The organism is Streptomyces sp. NPDC005435, assembly GCF_040703155.1.
Taxonomy (GTDB): Bacteria; Actinomycetota; Actinomycetes; order Streptomycetales; family Streptomycetaceae; genus Streptomyces.
Genome location: NZ_JBEXEQ010000022.1, coordinates 87,040 through 105,858 on the forward strand (window position 1 = coordinate 87,040; position 18,819 = coordinate 105,858).

16 protein-coding genes are annotated in these 18,819 nt (G+C 72.2%); 11 read left to right on the forward strand and 5 right to left on the reverse strand.

Annotated features, from left to right (window positions below):
- Positions 1 to 2,466 carry a transglycosylase domain-containing protein gene (locus AB0898_RS25780; protein WP_407078406.1) on the reverse strand — a complete coding sequence of 822 codons (2,466 nt, stop codon included), beginning with the start codon at positions 2,464 to 2,466 and terminating at the stop codon, positions 1 to 3.
- Positions 2,467 to 2,901: 435 nt separating this feature from the next.
- Here AB0898_RS25780 and AB0898_RS25785 point away from each other — a divergent pair, with 435 nt between their 5' ends.
- Positions 2,902 to 3,690: an SAM-dependent methyltransferase gene (locus AB0898_RS25785; protein ID WP_366805361.1), complete on the forward strand. Its 789-nt coding sequence runs from the start codon at positions 2,902 to 2,904 to the stop codon at positions 3,688 to 3,690.
- A 10-nt stretch (positions 3,691 to 3,700) separates the two neighbouring features.
- Here AB0898_RS25785 and AB0898_RS25790 read toward each other — a convergent pair whose 3' ends face one another.
- Positions 3,701 to 4,342, reverse strand: coding sequence for an NAD(P)H-binding protein (locus tag AB0898_RS25790; RefSeq protein WP_366805362.1), 642 nt, complete (start codon positions 4,340 to 4,342; stop codon positions 3,701 to 3,703).
- A gap of 109 nt (positions 4,343 to 4,451) precedes the next feature.
- Between AB0898_RS25790 and AB0898_RS25795 the strand changes: the two genes are divergently transcribed.
- Positions 4,452 to 4,856 carry a helix-turn-helix domain-containing protein gene (locus AB0898_RS25795; RefSeq protein ID WP_366805363.1) on the forward strand — a complete coding sequence of 135 codons (405 nt, stop codon included), beginning with the start codon at positions 4,452 to 4,454 and terminating at the stop codon, positions 4,854 to 4,856.
- On the opposite strand, the gene AB0898_RS25800 is transcribed toward AB0898_RS25795, so the two are convergent.
- Positions 4,810 to 5,946 (reverse strand): winged helix DNA-binding domain-containing protein, encoded by a 1,137-nt coding sequence (locus AB0898_RS25800; protein WP_366805364.1) that lies wholly within the window; start codon positions 5,944 to 5,946, stop codon positions 4,810 to 4,812. The genes AB0898_RS25795 and AB0898_RS25800 overlap by 47 nt on opposite strands.
- Positions 5,947 to 6,058: 112 nt before the next feature.
- On the opposite strand from AB0898_RS25800, the gene AB0898_RS25805 reads away from it, so the two are divergent.
- The 5 genes from AB0898_RS25805 (at position 6,059) to AB0898_RS25825 (ending at position 11,564) form a co-directional block, all read left to right on the forward strand.
- On the forward strand, positions 6,059 to 6,649 hold the full coding sequence (locus tag AB0898_RS25805) for an MSMEG_1061 family FMN-dependent PPOX-type flavoprotein (RefSeq protein WP_366805365.1): 591 nt from the start codon (positions 6,059 to 6,061) through the stop codon (positions 6,647 to 6,649).
- Positions 6,650 to 6,714: 65 nt separating this feature from the next.
- Positions 6,715 to 7,647, forward strand: coding sequence for an ABC transporter ATP-binding protein (locus tag AB0898_RS25810; protein WP_407078407.1), 933 nt, complete (start codon positions 6,715 to 6,717; stop codon positions 7,645 to 7,647).
- Positions 7,644 to 8,618, forward strand: a complete 975-nt coding sequence (locus AB0898_RS25815; RefSeq protein WP_366805366.1) for an iron-siderophore ABC transporter substrate-binding protein — start codon at positions 7,644 to 7,646, stop codon at positions 8,616 to 8,618. The genes AB0898_RS25810 and AB0898_RS25815 overlap by 4 nt, the downstream gene beginning before the upstream one ends.
- A gap of 4 nt (positions 8,619 to 8,622) precedes the next feature.
- Entirely contained in the window at positions 8,623 to 10,689 is a 2,067-nt protein-coding gene (locus tag AB0898_RS25820) for an iron ABC transporter permease (RefSeq protein WP_366805367.1), read from the forward strand.
- Positions 10,690 to 10,856: 167 nt separating this feature from the next.
- Positions 10,857 to 11,564: an FAD binding domain-containing protein gene (locus tag AB0898_RS25825; RefSeq protein ID WP_366805368.1), complete on the forward strand. Its 708-nt coding sequence runs from the start codon at positions 10,857 to 10,859 to the stop codon at positions 11,562 to 11,564.
- 75 nt (positions 11,565 to 11,639) lie between these two features.
- On the opposite strand, the gene AB0898_RS25830 is transcribed toward AB0898_RS25825, so the two are convergent.
- Complete coding sequence (locus AB0898_RS25830) at positions 11,640 to 13,361, reverse strand: MFS transporter (RefSeq protein ID WP_366805369.1); 1,722 nt, start codon at positions 13,359 to 13,361, stop codon at positions 11,640 to 11,642.
- A gap of 129 nt (positions 13,362 to 13,490) precedes the next feature.
- Positions 13,491 to 13,952 (reverse strand): MarR family transcriptional regulator, encoded by a 462-nt coding sequence (locus tag AB0898_RS25835; protein WP_366805370.1) that lies wholly within the window; start codon positions 13,950 to 13,952, stop codon positions 13,491 to 13,493.
- Positions 13,953 to 14,143: 191 nt separating this feature from the next.
- Between AB0898_RS25835 and AB0898_RS25840 the strand changes: the two genes are divergently transcribed.
- The 4 genes from AB0898_RS25840 (at position 14,144) to AB0898_RS25855 (ending at position 18,675) form a co-directional block, all read left to right on the forward strand.
- Positions 14,144 to 15,904, forward strand: coding sequence for a hypothetical protein (locus AB0898_RS25840; RefSeq protein WP_366805371.1), 1,761 nt, complete (start codon positions 14,144 to 14,146; stop codon positions 15,902 to 15,904).
- Positions 15,905 to 16,056: 152 nt separating this feature from the next.
- Positions 16,057 to 17,556 (forward strand): cytosine permease, encoded by a 1,500-nt coding sequence (locus tag AB0898_RS25845; protein ID WP_366805372.1) that lies wholly within the window; start codon positions 16,057 to 16,059, stop codon positions 17,554 to 17,556.
- Entirely contained in the window at positions 17,553 to 18,122 is a 570-nt protein-coding gene (locus AB0898_RS25850) for an isochorismatase family protein (RefSeq protein ID WP_366805373.1), read from the forward strand. The genes AB0898_RS25845 and AB0898_RS25850 overlap by 4 nt, the downstream gene beginning before the upstream one ends.
- A gap of 154 nt (positions 18,123 to 18,276) precedes the next feature.
- Entirely contained in the window at positions 18,277 to 18,675 is a 399-nt protein-coding gene (locus AB0898_RS25855; protein ID WP_018546259.1) for an SseB family protein, read from the forward strand.
- The last annotated feature ends 144 nt before the right edge of the window (positions 18,676 to 18,819 follow it).

The window sequence follows — 18,819 nt, forward strand, 5'->3', positions numbered from 1 at the left end:
TCAGCCGGCTCCCACGGCGCTCGACCAGATGCCGAAGGGCACGCTGTCGGCCGTGGTGCCGGCCACGCCTTCGAGCGGCAGTGGCTCCAGGCTCTCGGACAGGTCGATGCGGTAGACGACGACGGCCGTGGACACCGACTTCAGGCTGCCCGTGTACCACAGGGCCGTGTCCTTGTCGGTGGTGCCGTCCTTGCCGGCCGCGGGGACGGTGGCGGCCGCCGTGGGGTGCGCGGCGCGGAAGTTGTCCGCGAGCGCCTCGCTGACCTGCTGGGCGACCTCCGCCCGCACCGCCCGGCGCCGGTCGGGGGCGGTCAGCGGGACCCGGGCGCCGTTGCGGGTGATACGGCGCACCGAGTACGGCTCGGTGTGCACCCCGTTCCCGGCGAAGGTGGCGTACCCGCTGGCCATGCGGATGGCGCTGGGCGTGGAGTTGCCCAGCGACAGCGCGGGCACCTGCGGGCCGATGCTGGAGGCGAGCAGCCCGGCCTCCTTGGCGGTCGTGGTCACCTCTTTGAGGCCGGTGTCCATGCCGAGCTGCATGAACGGGGTGTCCACCGACTTGGCCAGCGCCTGGCGCAGGGAGAGCGGTCCGTAGGACTTTTCGCCGTCGTTGTGCGCGGCGACCTTGCGTCCGCTGCGGTCCCAGTACGGCCCCTCGGGCGTGGTGACGGGCACCCCGTCGTCGCCGTTGTAGACCGAGTCGGGGCCGACCGGGGTGCGGGTGCCCTCGCGGGTCTTCATCACGCCGTGCTCCAGGCCCGCCGCGTACACGAACGGGGTGAAGGCCGAACCGGCGGGCACGGTCGTCGCGTTGGACTCGTTGTACCCCTGCTTGCGGTGGTCGGGGCCGCCGTAGACGGCGACGATCCGGCCGTCGGTGGCCACCGAGGCCGCGCCGTAGTGGGCGGACTTGGCGCCCTTCGGGTCCTTCTTCGCCGCCTCCTGGCGGGCCTTGGCGACGGCGGCGGTCAGTTTGCTCTCCCGCTCGCGGTCGAAGGTGGTGTAGATCTGGTAGCCGCCCAGGTCGAACTGGCGGGCCGAGATGTGCCCGGCCTTCTTCGCGTACTGCGAGGCCAGCTCCACCAGGTAGTCGCTCTGCTTGCCGGTGTCGTACACCTGCGAGGTCTTCAGCGGCTCGGGGAACTTGGTGTACTTGGCGCGCTCGGCGGGGGAGAGCTTGCCGATCTTGACCATGCGGTCGAGGATCCAGTTCCAGCGCTCCACGGCCCGCTGGTGGTTGGCTTTGCTCAGCGTGGGGTCGTACAGCCCCGCGCCCTTGAGCAGCGAGGCGAGCATGGCGGCCTCGCTCGGGTTGAGCTTGCTGACGTCCTTGCCGTAGTACGCCTGCGAGGCGCGCTGGATGCCGTAGGTGCCGCGCCCGAACCAGCTGGTGTTGAGGTAGCCCTCAAGGATCTTGTCCTTGCTCATCCGGTTGTCGAGCTTGAGGGAGATCATGGCTTCGGTGATCTTGCGGCTCACCGTCTGGTTCTGCGTGAGGTAGACGTTCTTCACGTACTGCTGCGTGATGGTGGAGCCGCCCTCGGTGTCACCCTCGCCGATCGTGCGCCACACGGCGCGGGTGATGCCCTTGACCGAGATTCCGGGGTCGGTGTAGAAGCTCTCGTTCTCCGCCGCGAGGACCGCCCAGCGCACGCCCTCGGGGATGTCCTTCAGCGGCATCGCCTGCCGGCGCACCCAGCCGGTACGGGCCATCGGGGTGCCGTCGGACCAGAAGTAGACGTTGTCCTGCTGGGTGGCGTACGAGTTGAGGTTGGTCGGGATGTCCGTGGTCGCGTAGGCCACGGTCAGGAAGAGGCCGGTCAGGCCGACACCGCCGAGGACGGCGGCGAGCCACTGGCGCCAGGAGGGTATCCAGCGCCGCCAGTCCTCGCGGCCGGGGCGCGGATAGACCGGCCGCAGCCGGCGGGCGTACGGGGCGGCCTTCTCGGCGTAGGGGGCGAGCACGCGGGTGACGGGGGCGAGGGCGGCGAGTACGGGGACCGTCACGACGGCGAGGCGTCCGGCCGGTTTCCCGGTGCGACGGCCGGGTGGGGCGGCTTCGGCCCCGCTCTTCCGGCTCTTCGGGACGGCGGGGAGGGCGAGCTGCATCGTTTCGTCAGAGGGCGGCGAGACGATTTTGAGCTGCATGGTCTCGTCCGGGCGGATCGAGGCGACCCGGAGCTGCATGGTGGCCTCGGGCTCGAACCCGGTCCCCTTCGCGGCCGCGCCGTTCTTGGCCGGGCTGTCGTGCGCCGGGCCGTCGTGGGCCGCGCTGTCGTGGGCCGCGCCGTCCTCGGCCGTTCCGTCCGAGGCATCGCCGGACACCGGCGTGTCGTCGTGGTCCGCCGGGGCGGCGTGGTCAGCGTCCCGCCCCTTGCGTCCCCACGGCCGCTTCGACGCCGCGCGCCGTCCGTGTCCGCGCCGGCCGCCGTCCCTGGCGTCCGCCCCCTGCCCTGCCTCGGTCACGACAGAGTCTCCTCCCCGCTCGGTGGTGCTCGCGTGGGCAGACGTACTGGGCGGACACGGTGACCGGTAACCACGGCACCAGTGCCCTTTTTCTTTCCCCCTGGTCCAACATCTGCTCGCGAGCTTCACAAATTATCAGCTCATACTTTCGAGCCCTGGGGGTCAGGGTCGGTTACGCGTCGAAGCGTGCCGGGTATGTGATCGAAACAGTCGGGATGTAATTGACAGGGGCATGATCTACGTTTGTGTGAGGGGTGAACGAACTGCCCCCGGCTTTTGCGCGACGGTGCTGGAAGACGGCGCCCGCGCCCGCTCGCGGAAGTCCCCGCCGTCACATCCGGAGTGCTCAACTCCCGTACAAACCTTGCCTGATGATGTGCGACACTCGGTGATCGTCAGCATTCATCCGGCCAATTTCGCGCGACGGAGGCCGTCATGACCACCGGCACCCCCGACCCCCGGCAGATCGACACGAGCGTGGCCCATCCGGCGCGCGTGTACGACTGGCTGCTGGGTGGCAAGGACAACTATCCGGTGGACGAGGCCGTCGGAAAGATGCTGCCGCCCGAGGCACGCGACGGCGCCCGGCAGAACCGTGCGTTCATGCACCGCGCGGTCGCCTGGCTCGCCGGGCAGGGCGTCGACCAGTTCCTGGACCTCGGCAGCGGCATCCCCACCGAGCCGAACCTCCACCGGATCGTGCAGCGCGTCGTCCCGAGCGCCCGGGTCGTCTACACCGACAACGACCCCCTCGTCCTCCACCATGCCGAGGCACTGCTCACCGGCCGCCCCGAGGGCGCCACCGACTATGTGCAGGCCGACGTCCGCGACACCGACGCGATCATCGAGCGCGCCCGCCGCACCCTCGACTTCGACCGCCCCGTCGCCCTCTCCCTGATCGCCCTGCTCCACTTCCTCGGCGACGACCAGAAGCCCTACACCCTCGTGCGGAACCTCCTCACGGCCCTCCCCTCCGGCAGTCACCTCGTCCTCTCCCACGCCTCCTCCGACATCTACCCGGAACTCTCCGCCCAGGTGACGCAGGAGTACGCCAAGGCCGGCATCCGGCTCGCCTTCCGCACGCGGGCGGAGGTGCTGCGCTTCTTCGACGGCCTGGAGCTGGTGGAGCCGGGTCTGGTGACGGCGCCGGAGTGGCGCCGGGGCGCCGAGGGGGCGGAGGAAGAGGAGAGCGGGATCTATGTGGGGGTGGCGCGGGTTCCGTGAGCCCCGCGTACTACGGCCGCTGCGGCGCGACACCGATCCGTACGCGGTGATGGCGCGGGGAGCCGGTCTCGTCCAGGAGAGCGAGGGCGAAGTCCTCCGGGGATACGCGCGAGGCGGGGTCGGCCGGGGAGAGACGGTAGCCGCCGTGGCGGGGGGCGTCGGGACCGAAGTCGCCGGCCGGGCTGACGACCAGCCAGTCCAGCGAGGCGGGGGAGTCGTGGAGCACGGCCGCTCCGGCGGCATGGTCGAGGGCGAACGGCCGGTACTGCGGGGGAAAGGCCGGGGTGTCCAACAGCCGTACACCGTCCGGGGTTTCCAGCAATGCCGACAGACCGACGACGAGCAGGCGGCCCACCCCCGCTTGCGTCAGGCCGCTCAGGAGCGCCCGGGCGGCGGCCGGGAAGAAGACCCCGGGAGGGGAACCGGCGTCGTACGCGGCGTGGATCGCGGTGTCGTGACCGGCGGCCAGGCGGGCCACCGCGTCGGCGTCGGTGACGTCCCCGGCCCGCAGCCGCACCCCGCCGGCCCCCAAGTCCCCATGCCGGTCCGGGTTTCGGACGACCGCCGTGACCCCGCAGCCCCGGCGCAGCGCCTCGCCGGCCACCGCCCGGCCGATGCGCCCGCCCGCTCCGAAAACGATGACCTCGCTCATGCCCGACCACCTCGCGTCGTCGCCCACCGTGCTCTACGGCGTGCCCCGGGCAAGGTAGTTGAGGCCCTGGTTACCTCCGGGACACCTCGTCCGGCGCTACCGTGACCCTGTGACCGAGCCCCTGGATCCGGAGATGTTCGACCCGCTCTGCCCCTCCGGTCTGATGCCGTTCCGGGTGGGGGACAAGTGGGCCGGGATGATCCTCCGGTGTCTGGAGGGCGGTCCCCGGCGCTTCTCCGAACTCCGGGTGCCGCTCGGGGACATCACGGCCAAGGTGCTCACCCGCTCGCTGCGGGCGCTGGAGCGGGACGGGTTCGTGGTCCGCACCGTCCATGTGGGACCCGCGCGGGACGTGCGGTACGCGCTGACCCCGCTCGGGCGGAGCCTGCTCCCGCTGCTGGACGCGGCGCGTGCCTGGGCGGAGGCTCATCTCGACGAACTGCTCGACGCCCGCGAGGGGTTGGGGATCAGCTCCCGGTCACCAGCTCCACCGGATGCCCCGGCTCCCCGGTGATGAACTCCAGCAGCCGCGCGGCCTCCCCGGCCACCGCGTCCTGGTCCCGCCGGGGCACGCCGGCGAACAGGGTCACGGTCAGGCGGGTCCCGGAGCGCTGCCGTTCCGTCTTCCAGGTCCCGGCCACGAAGCCGTCGAGCAGGACCGTGGGCAGGACGCGGCCGCCGGGGCGGAAGACCCGGGGCCGGTGCTCGTCGGGGATGACGCGGGTGCGGTCGTGGTGGGAGAGCAGCAGGTTGTCGTACTCGGGGAGCAGCCGGACCGGAGCCGGGGTGTCCCCATCGGGGAGGGGCGCGTCCGGCAGGTCGAACAGTTCCGTGCCGTTCTCGTCGCGCAGTACCGTCAGCTCCCCGCGCATGCGCTTCAGGACCGCCGCCAGACCCGTCAGCCCGGACCACACCTGGATGTCCTTGGCGTGGGCAGGGCCGAACGCCGCCAGGTGGCGGCGCACCAACTCCTCGGGTTCCTCGGTGCCGTGGCCGCCGGCGCCCAGCCACGCGTCCGCCGTCACATAGGCGGCGCTCGACCCCGAACCCCAGGAACCGCCCGGCGGCCGCTGCACCGCGGGCAGCGCGCAGCGCAGCGCGATGTAGGCGAGCGCGGGGGCGTCGCGCTCGGGGTACGACGTCAGCAGGGCCTCGCCCAGCTCGCCGAGAGCGTACGGGCGCCGGTCCAGCAACTCGCGTGCCTCGAAGGCCAGTTCATCGAGGTCCAGCCCCTCCGCCCGCCTGCCCATGAAGCCGCGCATCGCCTTGACGAGGGCGGGGCGCAGCGAGGTGCGCAGCCGCAGGTAGTCCTCGGCCGTCATCACCTGGAGCGTGGCCCGGAGCAGGGTGGCCCGTACCACCTCGCGCCGTTCCATCGGCCCGGTGAGATCCGCCTTGCCGAACCCGTCGAGCCGCGACCACAGGCCGACGTAAGGGGCGTTGGGCACCTGCGCCTGGAGCGCCACCAGCCGGCCGAGCGCCTCCGTCACGGACCGCTCGTCCCGGCGCAGCAGCAACTGGCGTTCCAGGACTGCCCGGTTGAGATCGCGGATGCTCATGACCCGGTCGCTCATCGCCTTGCCCCACTTCCTTCCGTGCGCCACGGTGGAACGGTCTTCGCGGCCATCCCATCACAGGCCGCGGCACCCCACCGGCGTCCGCGCACCATCACGGGTCGGTTTCAACTTAGGTAAGCCAAACCTAATGTCGGATAACATGCAGCTCACCGCACCAATCCCGGGAGTCCGCTTGTCCCAGACCATCGACACGACCGCGCCCCGTCCCACCGGCGCCGACGGATATGTGGAGCTGGGCTCCAGGGAGGAGTTGCGGACCCTGCTGGGCGAGCCGTTCCCGCTCGTCATCGACAAGGTGCACGGCCAACTCGACGACCAGGACCGGGACATCCTCGCCCGCTCGCCCTTCTGTCTGCTCGCCACCTCCGACAGCCGGGGCAACTGCGACGTCTCGCCGCGCGGCGACGGACCGGGGTTCACGCACATCCTCGGGCCCTCGACCCTCGCCATTCCCGACCGGCTCGGCAACCGCAGGGCCGACAGCTTCCACAACATCCTGGAGAACCCGCACGCCGGACTGCTCTACCTCGTCCCGGGCGGCACGGACGTCCTCCGGGTCAACGGACGCGCCCGCATCCTGACCGACGCGCCGTTCTTCGACGCGATGACCCGCGACGGAAGACGCCCGCTGCTCGCGCTCGTCCTCGACATCGACGAGATCTACCTGCACTGCCCGCAGTCGCTGCGCCGCTCGGGGCTCTGGAACCCGGACACCTGGCCCGGGCGCTGACGCCGGGGGGAGCGGTGGCGCACCGGGGCTGACCAGCACAGGTAAGGATAGGCTAACCTTCCTTCGTGAGTTCCGGAGAAGAGAAACCCGAGGCCCCCCGTATGCGCGGCCACCAGCTGGCCGCGCACGACGTGACCGTGGCGTACGGCGGCACGGACGTGGTGCACGGCGCGGCGATCACGCTGCGACCGGGCGAGGTCACGGTCCTGGTCGGCCCCAACGGCAGCGGCAAGTCGACGCTGCTGCGCACCCTCGCCCGGCTCCAGCGCCCCCGCTCCGCCGTGCTCACGCTCGGCGGCAAGGGGGATGAGGGGTACGAGGGAGGCAAGGCGGACGACGGCGACGCCGCTCCTGACGGCCGGATCGACGAGCCGCTCGACGGACTCGCCCTGACCGCCCGTGACTTCGCGCGCCGCGTCGCCCTGCTGACCCAGGGCCGCCCCACCCCGAGCGGGCTGACCGTACGGGACATCGTGGAGTTCGGCCGCTACCCGCACCGCGGCCGCTGGTCCCGGGCCGACCCCCACGGCGCGGACGCCGTACGCCACGCGCTCGCCCTCACCGACCTCGAAGAGCTCGCCGACCGGGGCGCCGAGCACCTCTCCGGCGGCCAGCTCCAGCGCGTCTGGCTCGCGAGCTGCCTCGCCCAGGACACCGGAGTCCTCCTCCTCGACGAACCCACCACCTACCTCGACCTGCGCTACCAGGTCGAACTGCTCGACCTGATGCGGGACTTGGCCGACGAGCACGGCATCGCCGTCGGCGCCGTCCTGCACGACCTGGACCAGGCCGCCGCCGTCGCCGACCGCGTCACCCTGCTCAGCGCGGGACGCGTCGTCGCCGACGGCCGGCCCGAGGACGTCCTCACGTCCGAGCGCCTGACCGAGACCTACGGCATCCGTATCGATGTCGACACCGACCCCCTGACGGGCCGCCTGCGCACCCGCGCCCTCGGCCGTCACCACGCACGCACCGGAAGGCTCAGTACCACCTCATGAGACGCCACCTCATCGCCCTCGCCACCCTGTCCGCGGCCACCGTCGCCCTGGCCGGCTGCGGCACCACCGAACCCGCCGCCAAGGACTCCGGCAAGTCCGCCAAGAGCATCACCCTGACCGACGCCACCGGCGCGAAGGTCAAGCTGGACGGCCCCGCCAAGAAGGTCGTCGGCACCGAGTGGAACGTCGTGGAGAGCCTCGTCTCGCTCGGCGTCGACCCGGTCGGCGTCGCCGACGTCAAGGGCTACAAGGCGTGGGACACCGCCGCCCCCCTCAAGGGCGCCCCCAAGGACATCGGCACCCGCGGCGAGCCCAGCATGGACACCATCGCCTCGCTCTCCCCCGACCTCATCGTGGCCACCACCGACCTGCCGGCCGCCGCCGTCAAGCAACTGCGCAAGATAGCCCCGGTGCTGGAGGTGCGCTCCGCCAAGGCGTCCGACCAGATCGGGCAGATGAAGACCAACCTCGACCTGATCGCGCGCGCCACCGGCACCACCGCCCAGGCCACCGAGGTGAACAAGGCGTTCGACGCCACGCTCGCCGAGGGCAGGAAGAAGCTCGCCGCCTCCGGGCACGCCGGTGACTCCATCGCCTTCGCGGACGGCTACGTCGCCTCCAACCAGGTCTCCATCCGCCCCTACACCAGCGGTTCGCTCATCGGCGCCGTCAACGAGCGCCTCGGCCTGAAGAACGCCTGGAAGCTCAAGGGCGACGCCGCCTACGGCCTGGCCGCCACCGACGTCGAGGGCCTGTCCGCCGTCGGCCACGCCCGCTTCGCCTACATCGGCAACGAGAGCGAGGGCACCGACCCGTTCAAGAAGGACCTCGCCAAGAACGCCGCCTGGAAGTCGCTGCCGTTCGTGAAGAAGGGCGACGTGCACCAGCTGCCCGACGGCATCTGGATGTTCGGCGGCCCGAAGTCCATGCAGGCGTACGTCGACGCCGTCGTCACCGTCCTGACGAAGTAGCGCCATGGCCGCCACCGCAACAGCCCCGACCGCCGCGGCACCGGCGGACGGCAACAGGACGGGCGCGGTCGCGGTGGCGGCCCTGCTCGTGTGCCTGGTCGCCGTCCTCGCGGTCCTCGACATCACGCAGGGCACCTCCTCCGTCGGCGCGTCCGAGGTCTGGAAGGCCCTCACCGGCCGCGCCGACGAGGCCGACGCCTCCGTGGTCATCGCCTCCCGGCTGCCCCGCGCGGCCGCCGGGCTGCTGGCCGGAGCCGCCCTCGGCATGGCCGGATCCGCCCTGCAGACCGTCAGCCGCAACGTGCTCGCCTCGCCCGACACCCTCGCCGTCAACGCCGGTTCCTACCTCGGGCTCGGCGTGCTCAGCGTGAGCGGGGCCACCCTGCCCCTGTTCGCCTCCTCCGGCGTGGCCTTCGCCGGCGGACTCGCCGCCGCGGCCGTCGTCCTCTCGCTCGCCGGACCCGGCGCGGGCACCGTACGGCTCGTCCTCGCGGGCAGCGCCCTCTCGCTCGGCCTGTCCGCCGTCACCGACGCCCTGCTGCTGCTCTTCCCCGAGCGCACCCACGGCCTCTACCTCTGGAACCAGGGCAGCATCAGCCAGAACGGCTTCGACGGCGTGCTCCAGATGGCACCCGTCGCCGCCGCCGGACTCCTCGGACTGCTCCTCGTCGCCCGCCGCCTTGACGCCCTCGCCCTCGGCGACGAGGCCGCGCGCGGCATCGGCGTCCCGGTCCGCGCCACCCGGACCACCGTGGTGGTGTGCGCCGCGCTGCTCTCCGCCGCGGCCGTCACCCTGACCGGACCCGTGGGCTTCGTCGGCCTGTGCGCCCCCGCCCTGGTACGGCCCCTGGCCCGCAGGCTGCGGCCGTTCGTCCGGGTCCGGGCCAACCTGCCCGTCGCCGGACTGGCAGGTGCGGGACTCGTGCTCGGCGCCGACGTGCTGCTGCGCGCGTCCATGTCGACCGAGCTCTCCGTCGCCGTGCCGACCGGCGTCGTCACCAGCCTGCTCGGCGCCGTGTTCCTCGTCGGCATGGCCCTGCGCGTCCGCGACACCACCGGCGCCGCCGCACCCGAGCGGCTGCGCATCCCGAGCCGCACCGCCTTCCTCGCCACGGTCGCCGTACTCGTCGCCGTACTCGTCGCGGTGGCCATCGCCGGAGTCCTGCTCGGCGACACCAAGCTCCTCCTCGGCGACGTCGCCAACTGGGCCCAGGGACAAGCGGGTCAGGCCGTCGGCTTCGTCCTCGACACCCGGGTACCGCGCGTCGTCGCGGCACTCCTCGCGGGCGCCGCCCTCGCCCTGTCCGGCACCCTCGTGCAGGCCGTCACCCGCAACCCGCTCGCCGAACCCGGCATCCTCGGCGTCTCCGGCGGCGCGGCCCTCGGCGCGGTCCTGCTCGTGACCACCGTCCCGGTCGCGGGGTCCTGGGGCATCGCCGGGGCGGCCTTCGCGGGCGCGGCACTCGCCTCCCTGGTGGTGTTCGGGCTCGCGGCGCGCGGCGGCTTCGGGCAGAGCAGACTCGTCCTGGTCGGCATCGGCGTGTCCACCGCCGCCATCGCGGTCATCAGCCTGCTCATCGTGCTCACCGACCCGTTCAACGCCACCAAGGCGCTCACCTGGCTGTCCGGTTCCACCTACGGCCGTACGCTCACCGACGCCCTGCCCGTGGGCGGCGCGCTGGTGCTCGGCACCGCCGTCGCCGTCGTACGGCGCACCGAACTCGACCTGGTCGCGCTGGACGACGACACGCCCCGGCTGCTCGGACTGCGCACCGCACCGGCCAGATTCGGCCTGCTGGTGGTCGCCGTGCTGCTCGGCGCCACCGCCGTCGCCGCCGCCGGGACCATCGGCTTCGTCGGCCTGGTCGCCCCGCACGCCGCCCGCGCCCTGGTGGGCCGCAGGCACGCGCGCGTCATCCCGGTCGCGATCCTCCTGGGCGCCGTACTGGTCTGCACGGCCGACCTCCTCGGCCGCACCGTCATCGCCCCGGCGCAGCTCGGCGCCGGTCTGATGACGGCCGTCATCGGGACGCCGTACTTCCTGTACCTGCTCGTACGCTCCCGGCGCTAGGGCCTGACGGTCCGTCACCTCAGGGCGTGCGCCCCCGGCAAAGGGGCGCACGCCCTGTTTGCATGAGCCCTGGACGCGCCCCCCGCCGAGCGGCGAGAATGCGCCGTGTCGAAAGGCGAACGGCCGTTCCCCGGCCGCCCGGCTTCCCAGGAAGGCAGGTTGGCCACGTGCTGCTGCGTCTGCCCACGTCCGTGTCCGAAGCGCGAGGACATCTCGCCGAAGGAGCCGTCCCCGTAGGCGGGGCGACGCTGGTCTGGGCCACCTGGCAGCGCGACGGATTCCCCGCGCACGCCATGTCGCTGCGCGAACTCCCCGAGGCCAACGTGCTCGGCCGCGAGGAACTGGGCGGCGCCGTCGTCCTGCACCGCATAGACGAGCGCGTCCCCGAGGTGCTGCGCCTGGCGGCCGGATCGGTCGGCACCGGGGCCGTGCGCCGCGCGGCCACCGTCGGCGGCAACATAGCGGGCAGCAGCCTGCGCTGTCTGCTCCCGGCCGCGCTCGTCCTGGAGGCCCGGGCCAAGGTGCTCACCGCCGACGGGGTCTACGAGACCGACTTCGCCGAAGTCCTCGCCAAGCGCCCGGTGTTGCTCAGCCTGCGCTGGCGCACGCCGGTCGCGAGCGCCTATCGCAAACTCCCCGGCGAGCCGGGCGGACCCCCGCCGCTGGTCGTCGCCTCCGCGCTGCACGCCCTCGGCGGCGACCGCTACCGCCTGTGCGTCGCCGTCCGCGACGGCTACGAGGTCCTCAGCGAGTCCACCGAGTGCGGCGCCGACCCCCGCGAACCCCTGCGCGCGCTGCGGGCGACGCCGGTCGGCGAGGTGGCCGGGGCGTGGGAGACCGTACGGTCGCAGGTGGCCGAGCTGATCGGGCGCTGAACCCGGCACATCCCTTGTGCGGCACATGAGTCGGGCCCCGGCGCGCGTCCTGCGCACCGGGGCCCCTCGGCGCTCTCACACCGCGCTGTCGCGCAGCTCCTTGAGCGTCGCCGTCGTCAGCTGCCGGGGCAGTCCGTCGTCCGCCACCAGGACCACGTCGCAGGCCGCGGCGTGCGTCAGCGCGGCGGTCAGGCTGCCGTCCGCGAACTGGGCGAGCGCCCCGCGCGGCGAGCGGCCCACCGCCACGCTGCGGGCGCCCACCCGGGCGGCGTGCTCGGCCAGCACCCGGCCCGCCGCCGCGTGGTCGCCCACGCTGGTGAGCACCTGCCCGGTGGCGGCGATGCCGTGCGCGGCGAGCCGGTCGAGGTGCGCGGCGACGGCGGCCCGCGCCTTCCCGGCACTCTCCGTCTCCGCCGCCTGCTCCTCCACCACGGCCGTCTCGTGCACGTGCACCACCTCCAGCGGGCTGCCGGACTCGCGCGCCAGCCGGGCGGCCGCGTCCACGATCGCGCCGGCCCCCTCGTGGGCCCCCACCGCGACGACCACCGGCGGCACGTCCGTCGTGGCCGGAGTGCCCACGGCGGTGAGCGACGGCGTCAGCGGCGCGCCCTCCTCCGGGCGCTCCTCGGCCTGACGCAGCAGCCGGTGCCCGCCGGCCAGCACCGGAATCGCCAGCAGGAACGTGGCGGCACCCAGGTAGAACGGCACGCTGAGGTCGGTCGCCTCGGCCAACCTGCCTGCCACATAAGGCGCGAGGCCGCCGCCGATGAAGCGCAGGAAGCCGTACGACGAGGACGCCACCGGGCGTTCCACGGGGGAGACCAGCATGACGGCCTGCGTGGTGAGCGTGTTGTTGATCCCGATGAAGGCACCGGAGACCACGACTGCCGTGATCACCACCGCCGGGCTGTCCACCCCGGCCGCGATGACCGCCATGACGACACCGAGACAGAAGAGATTGACGTACAGCACCGGCGCCGTACCGAAGCGCGCCTGGAGACGCGGGGCGAAGAACACGCTGAACGCCGCGACCAGCAGACCCCAGCCGGTGAAGACCAACCCGAGCCGGTGGGCGTCCAGTTCCATGGGGTACGGCGCGTAGCCGAGCATGGTGAAGAAGCCCCAGTTGTACAGCAGCGCCATGATGCCCATGGTCAACAGGCCCCGGTGGCGCAGCGCCTTGAGCGGGGCCAGCGGTGAGGTGGGCCGGGCGGGCTTCGGCAGCGACGGTACGAAGGCGAGCGTGGCGACCAGGGCGACGGCCATCAGCACGGCGACGCCGAAGAACGGCCCGCGCCAGCTGATAGCCCCCAACTCCCCGCCCAGCAGCGGCCCGACGGCTATCCCGAGGCCGAGCGCGGTCTCGTACAGGATGATCGCGCCGCCGAAACCGCCGCTCGCGGAGGCCACGATGACGGCCAGCGAGGTGGCGATGAAGAGGGCGTTGCCCAGCCCCCAGCCCGCCCGGAAGCCGACGATGCCGTTGATGGAGCCGCTGCACCCGGCGAGGGCGGCGAAGACGACGATGATCGCCAGACCGATGACCAGCGTGCGCTTGGCGCCGAACCGGCCGGAGAACCAGCCGACGACCAGCATCGCGACCGCGGTGACGATCAGATAGCTGCTGAACAGCAGGGAGACCTGGCTGGGGGTGGCGTGCAGGTTCTTGGCCAGGGCGGGCAGGATCGGGTCCACCAGACCGATGCCCATGAACGAGATGACACAGGCGAACGCGACGGCCCAGACGGCCTTCGGCTGCCTGAACGGGCTGGCGGCCTTTCCATGCGGTGCAGTCATTACCGCTTCTCTCCAGTCATGACGTGACGGGGACAGAGACCTCAAGGTGATGGAACGGAAGGGGAGTTGCGCGTTGTGTACGGGTGCGGGCGGGCGCCTTCGGCTCCGGCAAGGGGGAGCGGCCCGGCGTCAGTGCGCTCCGTCCTCCTCGATCGCGCGGGCCAGCGCCGGAAGCGCCGTACGGACCGCCGCCCGCTCCTCCTCGGGCAGCCGCTCCAGAAGCAGCCCCAGCGCCTCCGAACGCTCGGCCCGGCGCCGCCGGAACACCTCCAGACCGGTCTCGGTGACCTCGACCAGGACGCCCCGGCCGTCGGTGTGGTCGGCGGTGCGCCGCACCAGGCCCGCGCGCTCCATACGGGTGACGAGCTGGGTCATGTTGGGCTGGGTGGCGTTCTCGGCCCGGGCCAGTTCGGTCAGCCGCTGCGGCCCCTCGCGGCCCAGCCGGCCCAGCGCGGAGGAGGCGGCGGTGCTCAGCCCGCCCGCCGTGGCGCTGCGGCGCACATAGCGCACCAGATGCTCCACGGCGATCATCAGATCGTCGGCCGACGCGTCGTGCCCCGGCCCGCCGGAGTCCATAACCCGCTTATGCATAACTCCATTATGCAGATGTGTGTACGGTGAAGCAATGGCGGTCCGCCGTCGCGCCCCGACCAGGATTTACGCCGCCGGTCCACCCGGGAACCTCCCCGTAAGGGCGCCGAAACGGCGGAGAAACCGCCGGCCGCGACCCTTCCGAGCACGCCTCCGGACAGTCCGGAGCGGCCGACGGAGAGGGATCAGCCGTGACGGAGATCGTCGACCAGCAGGCCCCACCGGCCCCGCCCGGCAGCCGGACCTACAACGAGTGGGCCCGCAACGACACCCTGGAGGACTACTCGCTGCGCTACGCGCCGAAGTCCTTCCGCCGCTGGAGCCCCTACGTCGTGGCCACCACGGCACTCGGCGGCATCGCCTACCTCGCGGACTTCGCCATCGGCGGCTCCATCGCCGTCTCCCACGGCTTCACCAGCGCCATGGTGGCCATCCTGACGGCCGCGGTCGTCATCTTCCTCACCGGCATCCCGATCTCGTACTACTCCGCCAAGTACTCGATCGACATGGATCTGCTGACCCGGGGCGCGGGCTTCGGCTACCTCGGCTCGACCCTCACCTCGGTCATCTACGCCAGCTTCACCTTCATCTTCTTCGCCCTCGAAGGCTCGATCATGGCGCAGGCCCTCGAACTCGGCCTGCACATCCCGCTCGCCCTCGGCTACGTCATCTGCTCCCTGGTCGTCCTGCCGCTCGTCGTCTACGGCATGACCGCGCTCTCCCGGATGCAGGTGTGGACCCAGCCCGTGTGGCTGGTGCTCATGGTCGCGCCGTTCGTCTCCATCGCCATCCAAGAGCCGGAGAAGTTCGGCAAGTTCACCCACTTCGCCGGGAACTCGCCCACCGGCTCCAGCCTCAGCATGATCGGGGTCGGGGCGGGCGCGGGTGTGGCCCTCTCCCTCATCGCGCAGATCGGGGAACAGGTCGACTACCTGCGCTTCATGCCCGACAGGACGGCGGCCAACGGCAGGCAGTGGTGGGCCGCCGTCCTCAGCGCCGGGCCCGGCTGGGTGGTGCTCGGCGCGCTGAAGCAGATCGGCGGCGCCTTCCTCGCCTTCTACATCGCCGGCAGCGTCGGACTCGGCATGGCCAACGAGCCGATCCAGCAGTACGTCCACGGGTTCGGCACCTTCGCCGCGCCCGTCGCCCTGGGACTCGCCACGTTCTTCGTGATCCTCTCCCAGATAAAGATCAACTCCACGAACGCGTACTCCGGTTCGCTGTCCTGGTCCAACTTCTTCTCCCGGCTGACGCACCGTCACCCCGGGCGCGTGGTCTACATCTTCCTCAACGTCGGCATCGCGCTCGCCCTCATGGAGTTCGGCGTCTTCGGCTTCCTCAACACCGTGCTCGGCTTCTACTCCAACGTGGCCATCGCCTGGATCGGCGCCGTCGTCGCCGACCTGGTCGTCAACAAGCCGCTCGGACTGAGCCCGTCGTACATTGAGTTCAAGCGGGCCCACCTCCACCACTTCAACCCGGTCGGCTTCGGCTCGATGCTGATCGCCTCGGCGGTGTCCATCGCCGCGTACTTCGGTGCCTTCGGCGCGTACGGCAAGGCCTTCTCGCCGTTCGTGGCGCTGGTGCTGGCCATGGTGCTGTCGCCGCTGTTCGCGGTGGTGACGAAGGGGCGGTACTACATAGCGCGGGTGGATGACTTGGGCGAGTCGCACATGGTTGCGGCGCCTGTGGTCGTGGCGGATGTGGCTGCGGGGCACGTGGCTGCGGCGCACATGGGCGAGCCCCACATGTCCGACGCACCCATAACGCTCGACTGCACGGTGTGCGACACCGCCTTCGAGCGGCCCGACATGGCCCACTGCCCCTTCCACCGGGGCACGGTCTGCTCCCTGTGCTGCAGCCTGGAGAAGGACTGCCACGACAGTTGCAAGAGCACCCAGGCCGCAGGACCCGTGGAACTCGCCGCCCCCACGCTGCGTGCCATGGAGTAGGGCGGACGGGCAGCAGGGCACACGCAGGCGCCGGACAGCCGGCCGGACCGCCCGGACCCGCCCCCAGGACGCGGCGGGTCCGGGTCATTCCTTGTATCCCCCGGCGCCCGCGCCTAGCCTCTGGCACGACACGTCAGGACAGGCAGGCCGACATGACGCATCCGCAGGACCCGCGCCACAGCGGAGCCGACCGCCAGATCCATCTGGAGACACAGGGCCTCGACGTGATCGGCGACGCCGACCGCAAGGGCACCCCGAGCACCCTGTTCTGGCCCTGGTTCGGCGCCAACGTCTCCGTCCTCGGGCTCAGCTACGGCGCCTTCGCGCTCGGCTTCGGCATCTCCTTCTGGCAGGCCCTCGTCGCCGGAGTGCTCGGCATCACCGTCTCCTTCCTGCTCTGCGGCCTCATCGCGGTCGCGGGAAAACGCGGCTCGGCCCCCACCATGGTCCTCAGCCGGGCCGCCTACGGCGTACGCGGCAACCGTCTGCCGTCCGTCGTCTCCTGGATACTCACCGTCGGCTGGGAGACCGTCCTCGCCACCCTCGCGACCCTCGCCACCGCGACCGTCTTCGCCCGGCTCGGCTGGGGCGGCGGCACCGAGACCAAGGCCGTCGCCCTTCTCGTGGTGGCCGCGCTCACCGTGGTCGGCGGTGTCATGGGCTTCGACCTCATCATGCGGATCCAGACGGTGATCACCCTCGTCACCGGCGTGCTCACCGTCGTCTACATCGCCCTGGTCGCCGACCACATCGACTGGGCCACCGTCAGCGCCATCCCGACGGGCTCCGCCCAGCAGTTCATCGGCGCGCTGGTGTTCGTGATGACCGGCTTCGGCCTCGGCTGGGTCAACGCCGCCGCCGACTACTCCCGTTACCTGCCCCGCGACTCCTCCAGCCGGGGCGTCATCGGCTGGACCGCCTTCGGCGCCTCGGCGGCCCCGCTGCTCCTGCTGGTCTTCGGCCTGCTGCTCGCGGGCTCCTCCGACAAGCTGAGCGACGCCATCGCCGCCGACCCCATCGGCGCCCTGACGACCATCCTGCCCACCTGGTTCCTGGTCCCCTTCGCGCTCGTGGCCGTCCTCGGCCTGGTCGGCGGCGCCGTCCTCGACATCTACTCCTCCGGCCTCGCCCTGCTCTCCGCCGGACTGCGGGTGCCCCGCTATCTGGCCGCGTTCCTCGACGGCGTCCTGATGATCGCCGGCTCCATCTACATCGTGTTCTTCGGCGGGGCCTTCCTCGGCGAGTTCATGGGGTTCCTCACCACCCTCGGCGTGCCCATCGCCGCGTGGTGCGGGGTGATGCTCGCCGACCTCGCCCTGCGCCACCGCGACTACGACGAGGGCGACCTCTACCGCCCCGACGGCCGCTACGGGGACGCGCCCGCAGTGCCCCTCGTCCTCACCGTCGGCGCCACCGCCGTCGGCTGGGGCCTGGTCACCAACACCGCCGCGGGCTGGCTCACCTGGCAGGGCTATCTGCTCGGCCCCTTCGGCCTCGGCGGCAAGTCGGGCCAGTGGGCGTACGCCAACCTCGGCGTCCTCGTCGCCCTCGCCCTCTCCTTCCTCGGCACCCTGCTGCTCGGCCGGAGCCGGGTACGCGCACAGGAGGCGGCGCCGCCGAGCCCGCCGTACGAAGGGGGCCGCGCCGTATGACCGCCCCGGCATCGGCGCCCGCCGGTCTGCTCGCCGTCATCGACATGCAGCACGTCTTCGCCGACCCCGACAGCCCCTGGGCGGTACCCCGCTTCGCCGACGCCGCGGCGGGCGTACGGCGCCTGCTGCCCGCCTTCACCGGCCGCACCGTCTTCACCCGTTTCCTCGCCCCCGCCCTGCCCACCGGAGCCTGGCGCGCCTACTACGCCCGCTGGCCCTTCGCGCTCCAGCCCCCGGACGCCCCGCTGTGGCGGCTGGCCGGCGACTTCGCGGACCTCGCGGGCCCGACCCTGGACACCGAGACCTTCGGCAAGTGGACCCCGGGACTCGTCGCCCGCCTGGGACCGGGGGAGCCGCTGGTCCTCGCGGGCGTCAGCACCGAGTGCTGCGTGCTGACCACCGCCCTGGCCGCCGCCGACGCGGGCACCGAGGTCCTGGTCGTCGCGGACGCCTGCGCGGGCGTGGACGACCGCGCCCACCGCGAGACCCTGCGCCTGCTGGAGCTGTACGGGCCCCTCGTCCGTGTCGTCACCACCGGGGACCTGGGCGCGCGGGACCTGCCCTGACACCCGGGCGGGCCGGCCGGCGGGCACGGACGTGCGTTGCGCCGTCCGGGGAATCGCACGCATGGTCCGCGCCCGAGGGGGTACGCGGCGCGGGAGCGCGCCGGGCTCCCGCCCGCGTGCGCGGCCGTACGACCGCTCTACCTGGGGATGTGCCATGGAGACACCCGCTCACGACGACCACCAGACGCCGGCTCAGCAGGCTCTCGACGTGCTGGCTGTCAACACCGCCGACGAGGCGGCGCTGGACACCCTCGCGCACAGCGACGTGCTCGTCCCGATGCCGGACGACGCCGCCGAGATGGAGGGCGCCGACTCCTCGACGGTCGCCCTGCCCGTCCTGGAACAGCCCGGGGGCGAGCAGGTGGTCCCCGTCTTCACCTCGGAGATCGAGATGGCCGGGCTGCTGCCCTCCATCTCCCGCTACCGGCTGATCCAGCTCGGCGCCCTCGCCGCCCAGTGGCCGGAGGAGGAACTCTCGCTCACGATCGACGGCAGCTCCGAGCACGGGCTGACGCTCACGTCGCAGGGAGTGCGGACGCTGCTCGCGCGATGAGCGGACCACTCGGAGGCGGGGCCGCGCTCGCGGGGGCGGCTCCGCTTCGGGGGAGGGGGGTGCGTCTTGTGGGGTGGGCACACACGTGGTGTCCCCACATGTGCCGGGTCCACATGTGCGCGGCCCATACGTCCGCGGCCCACA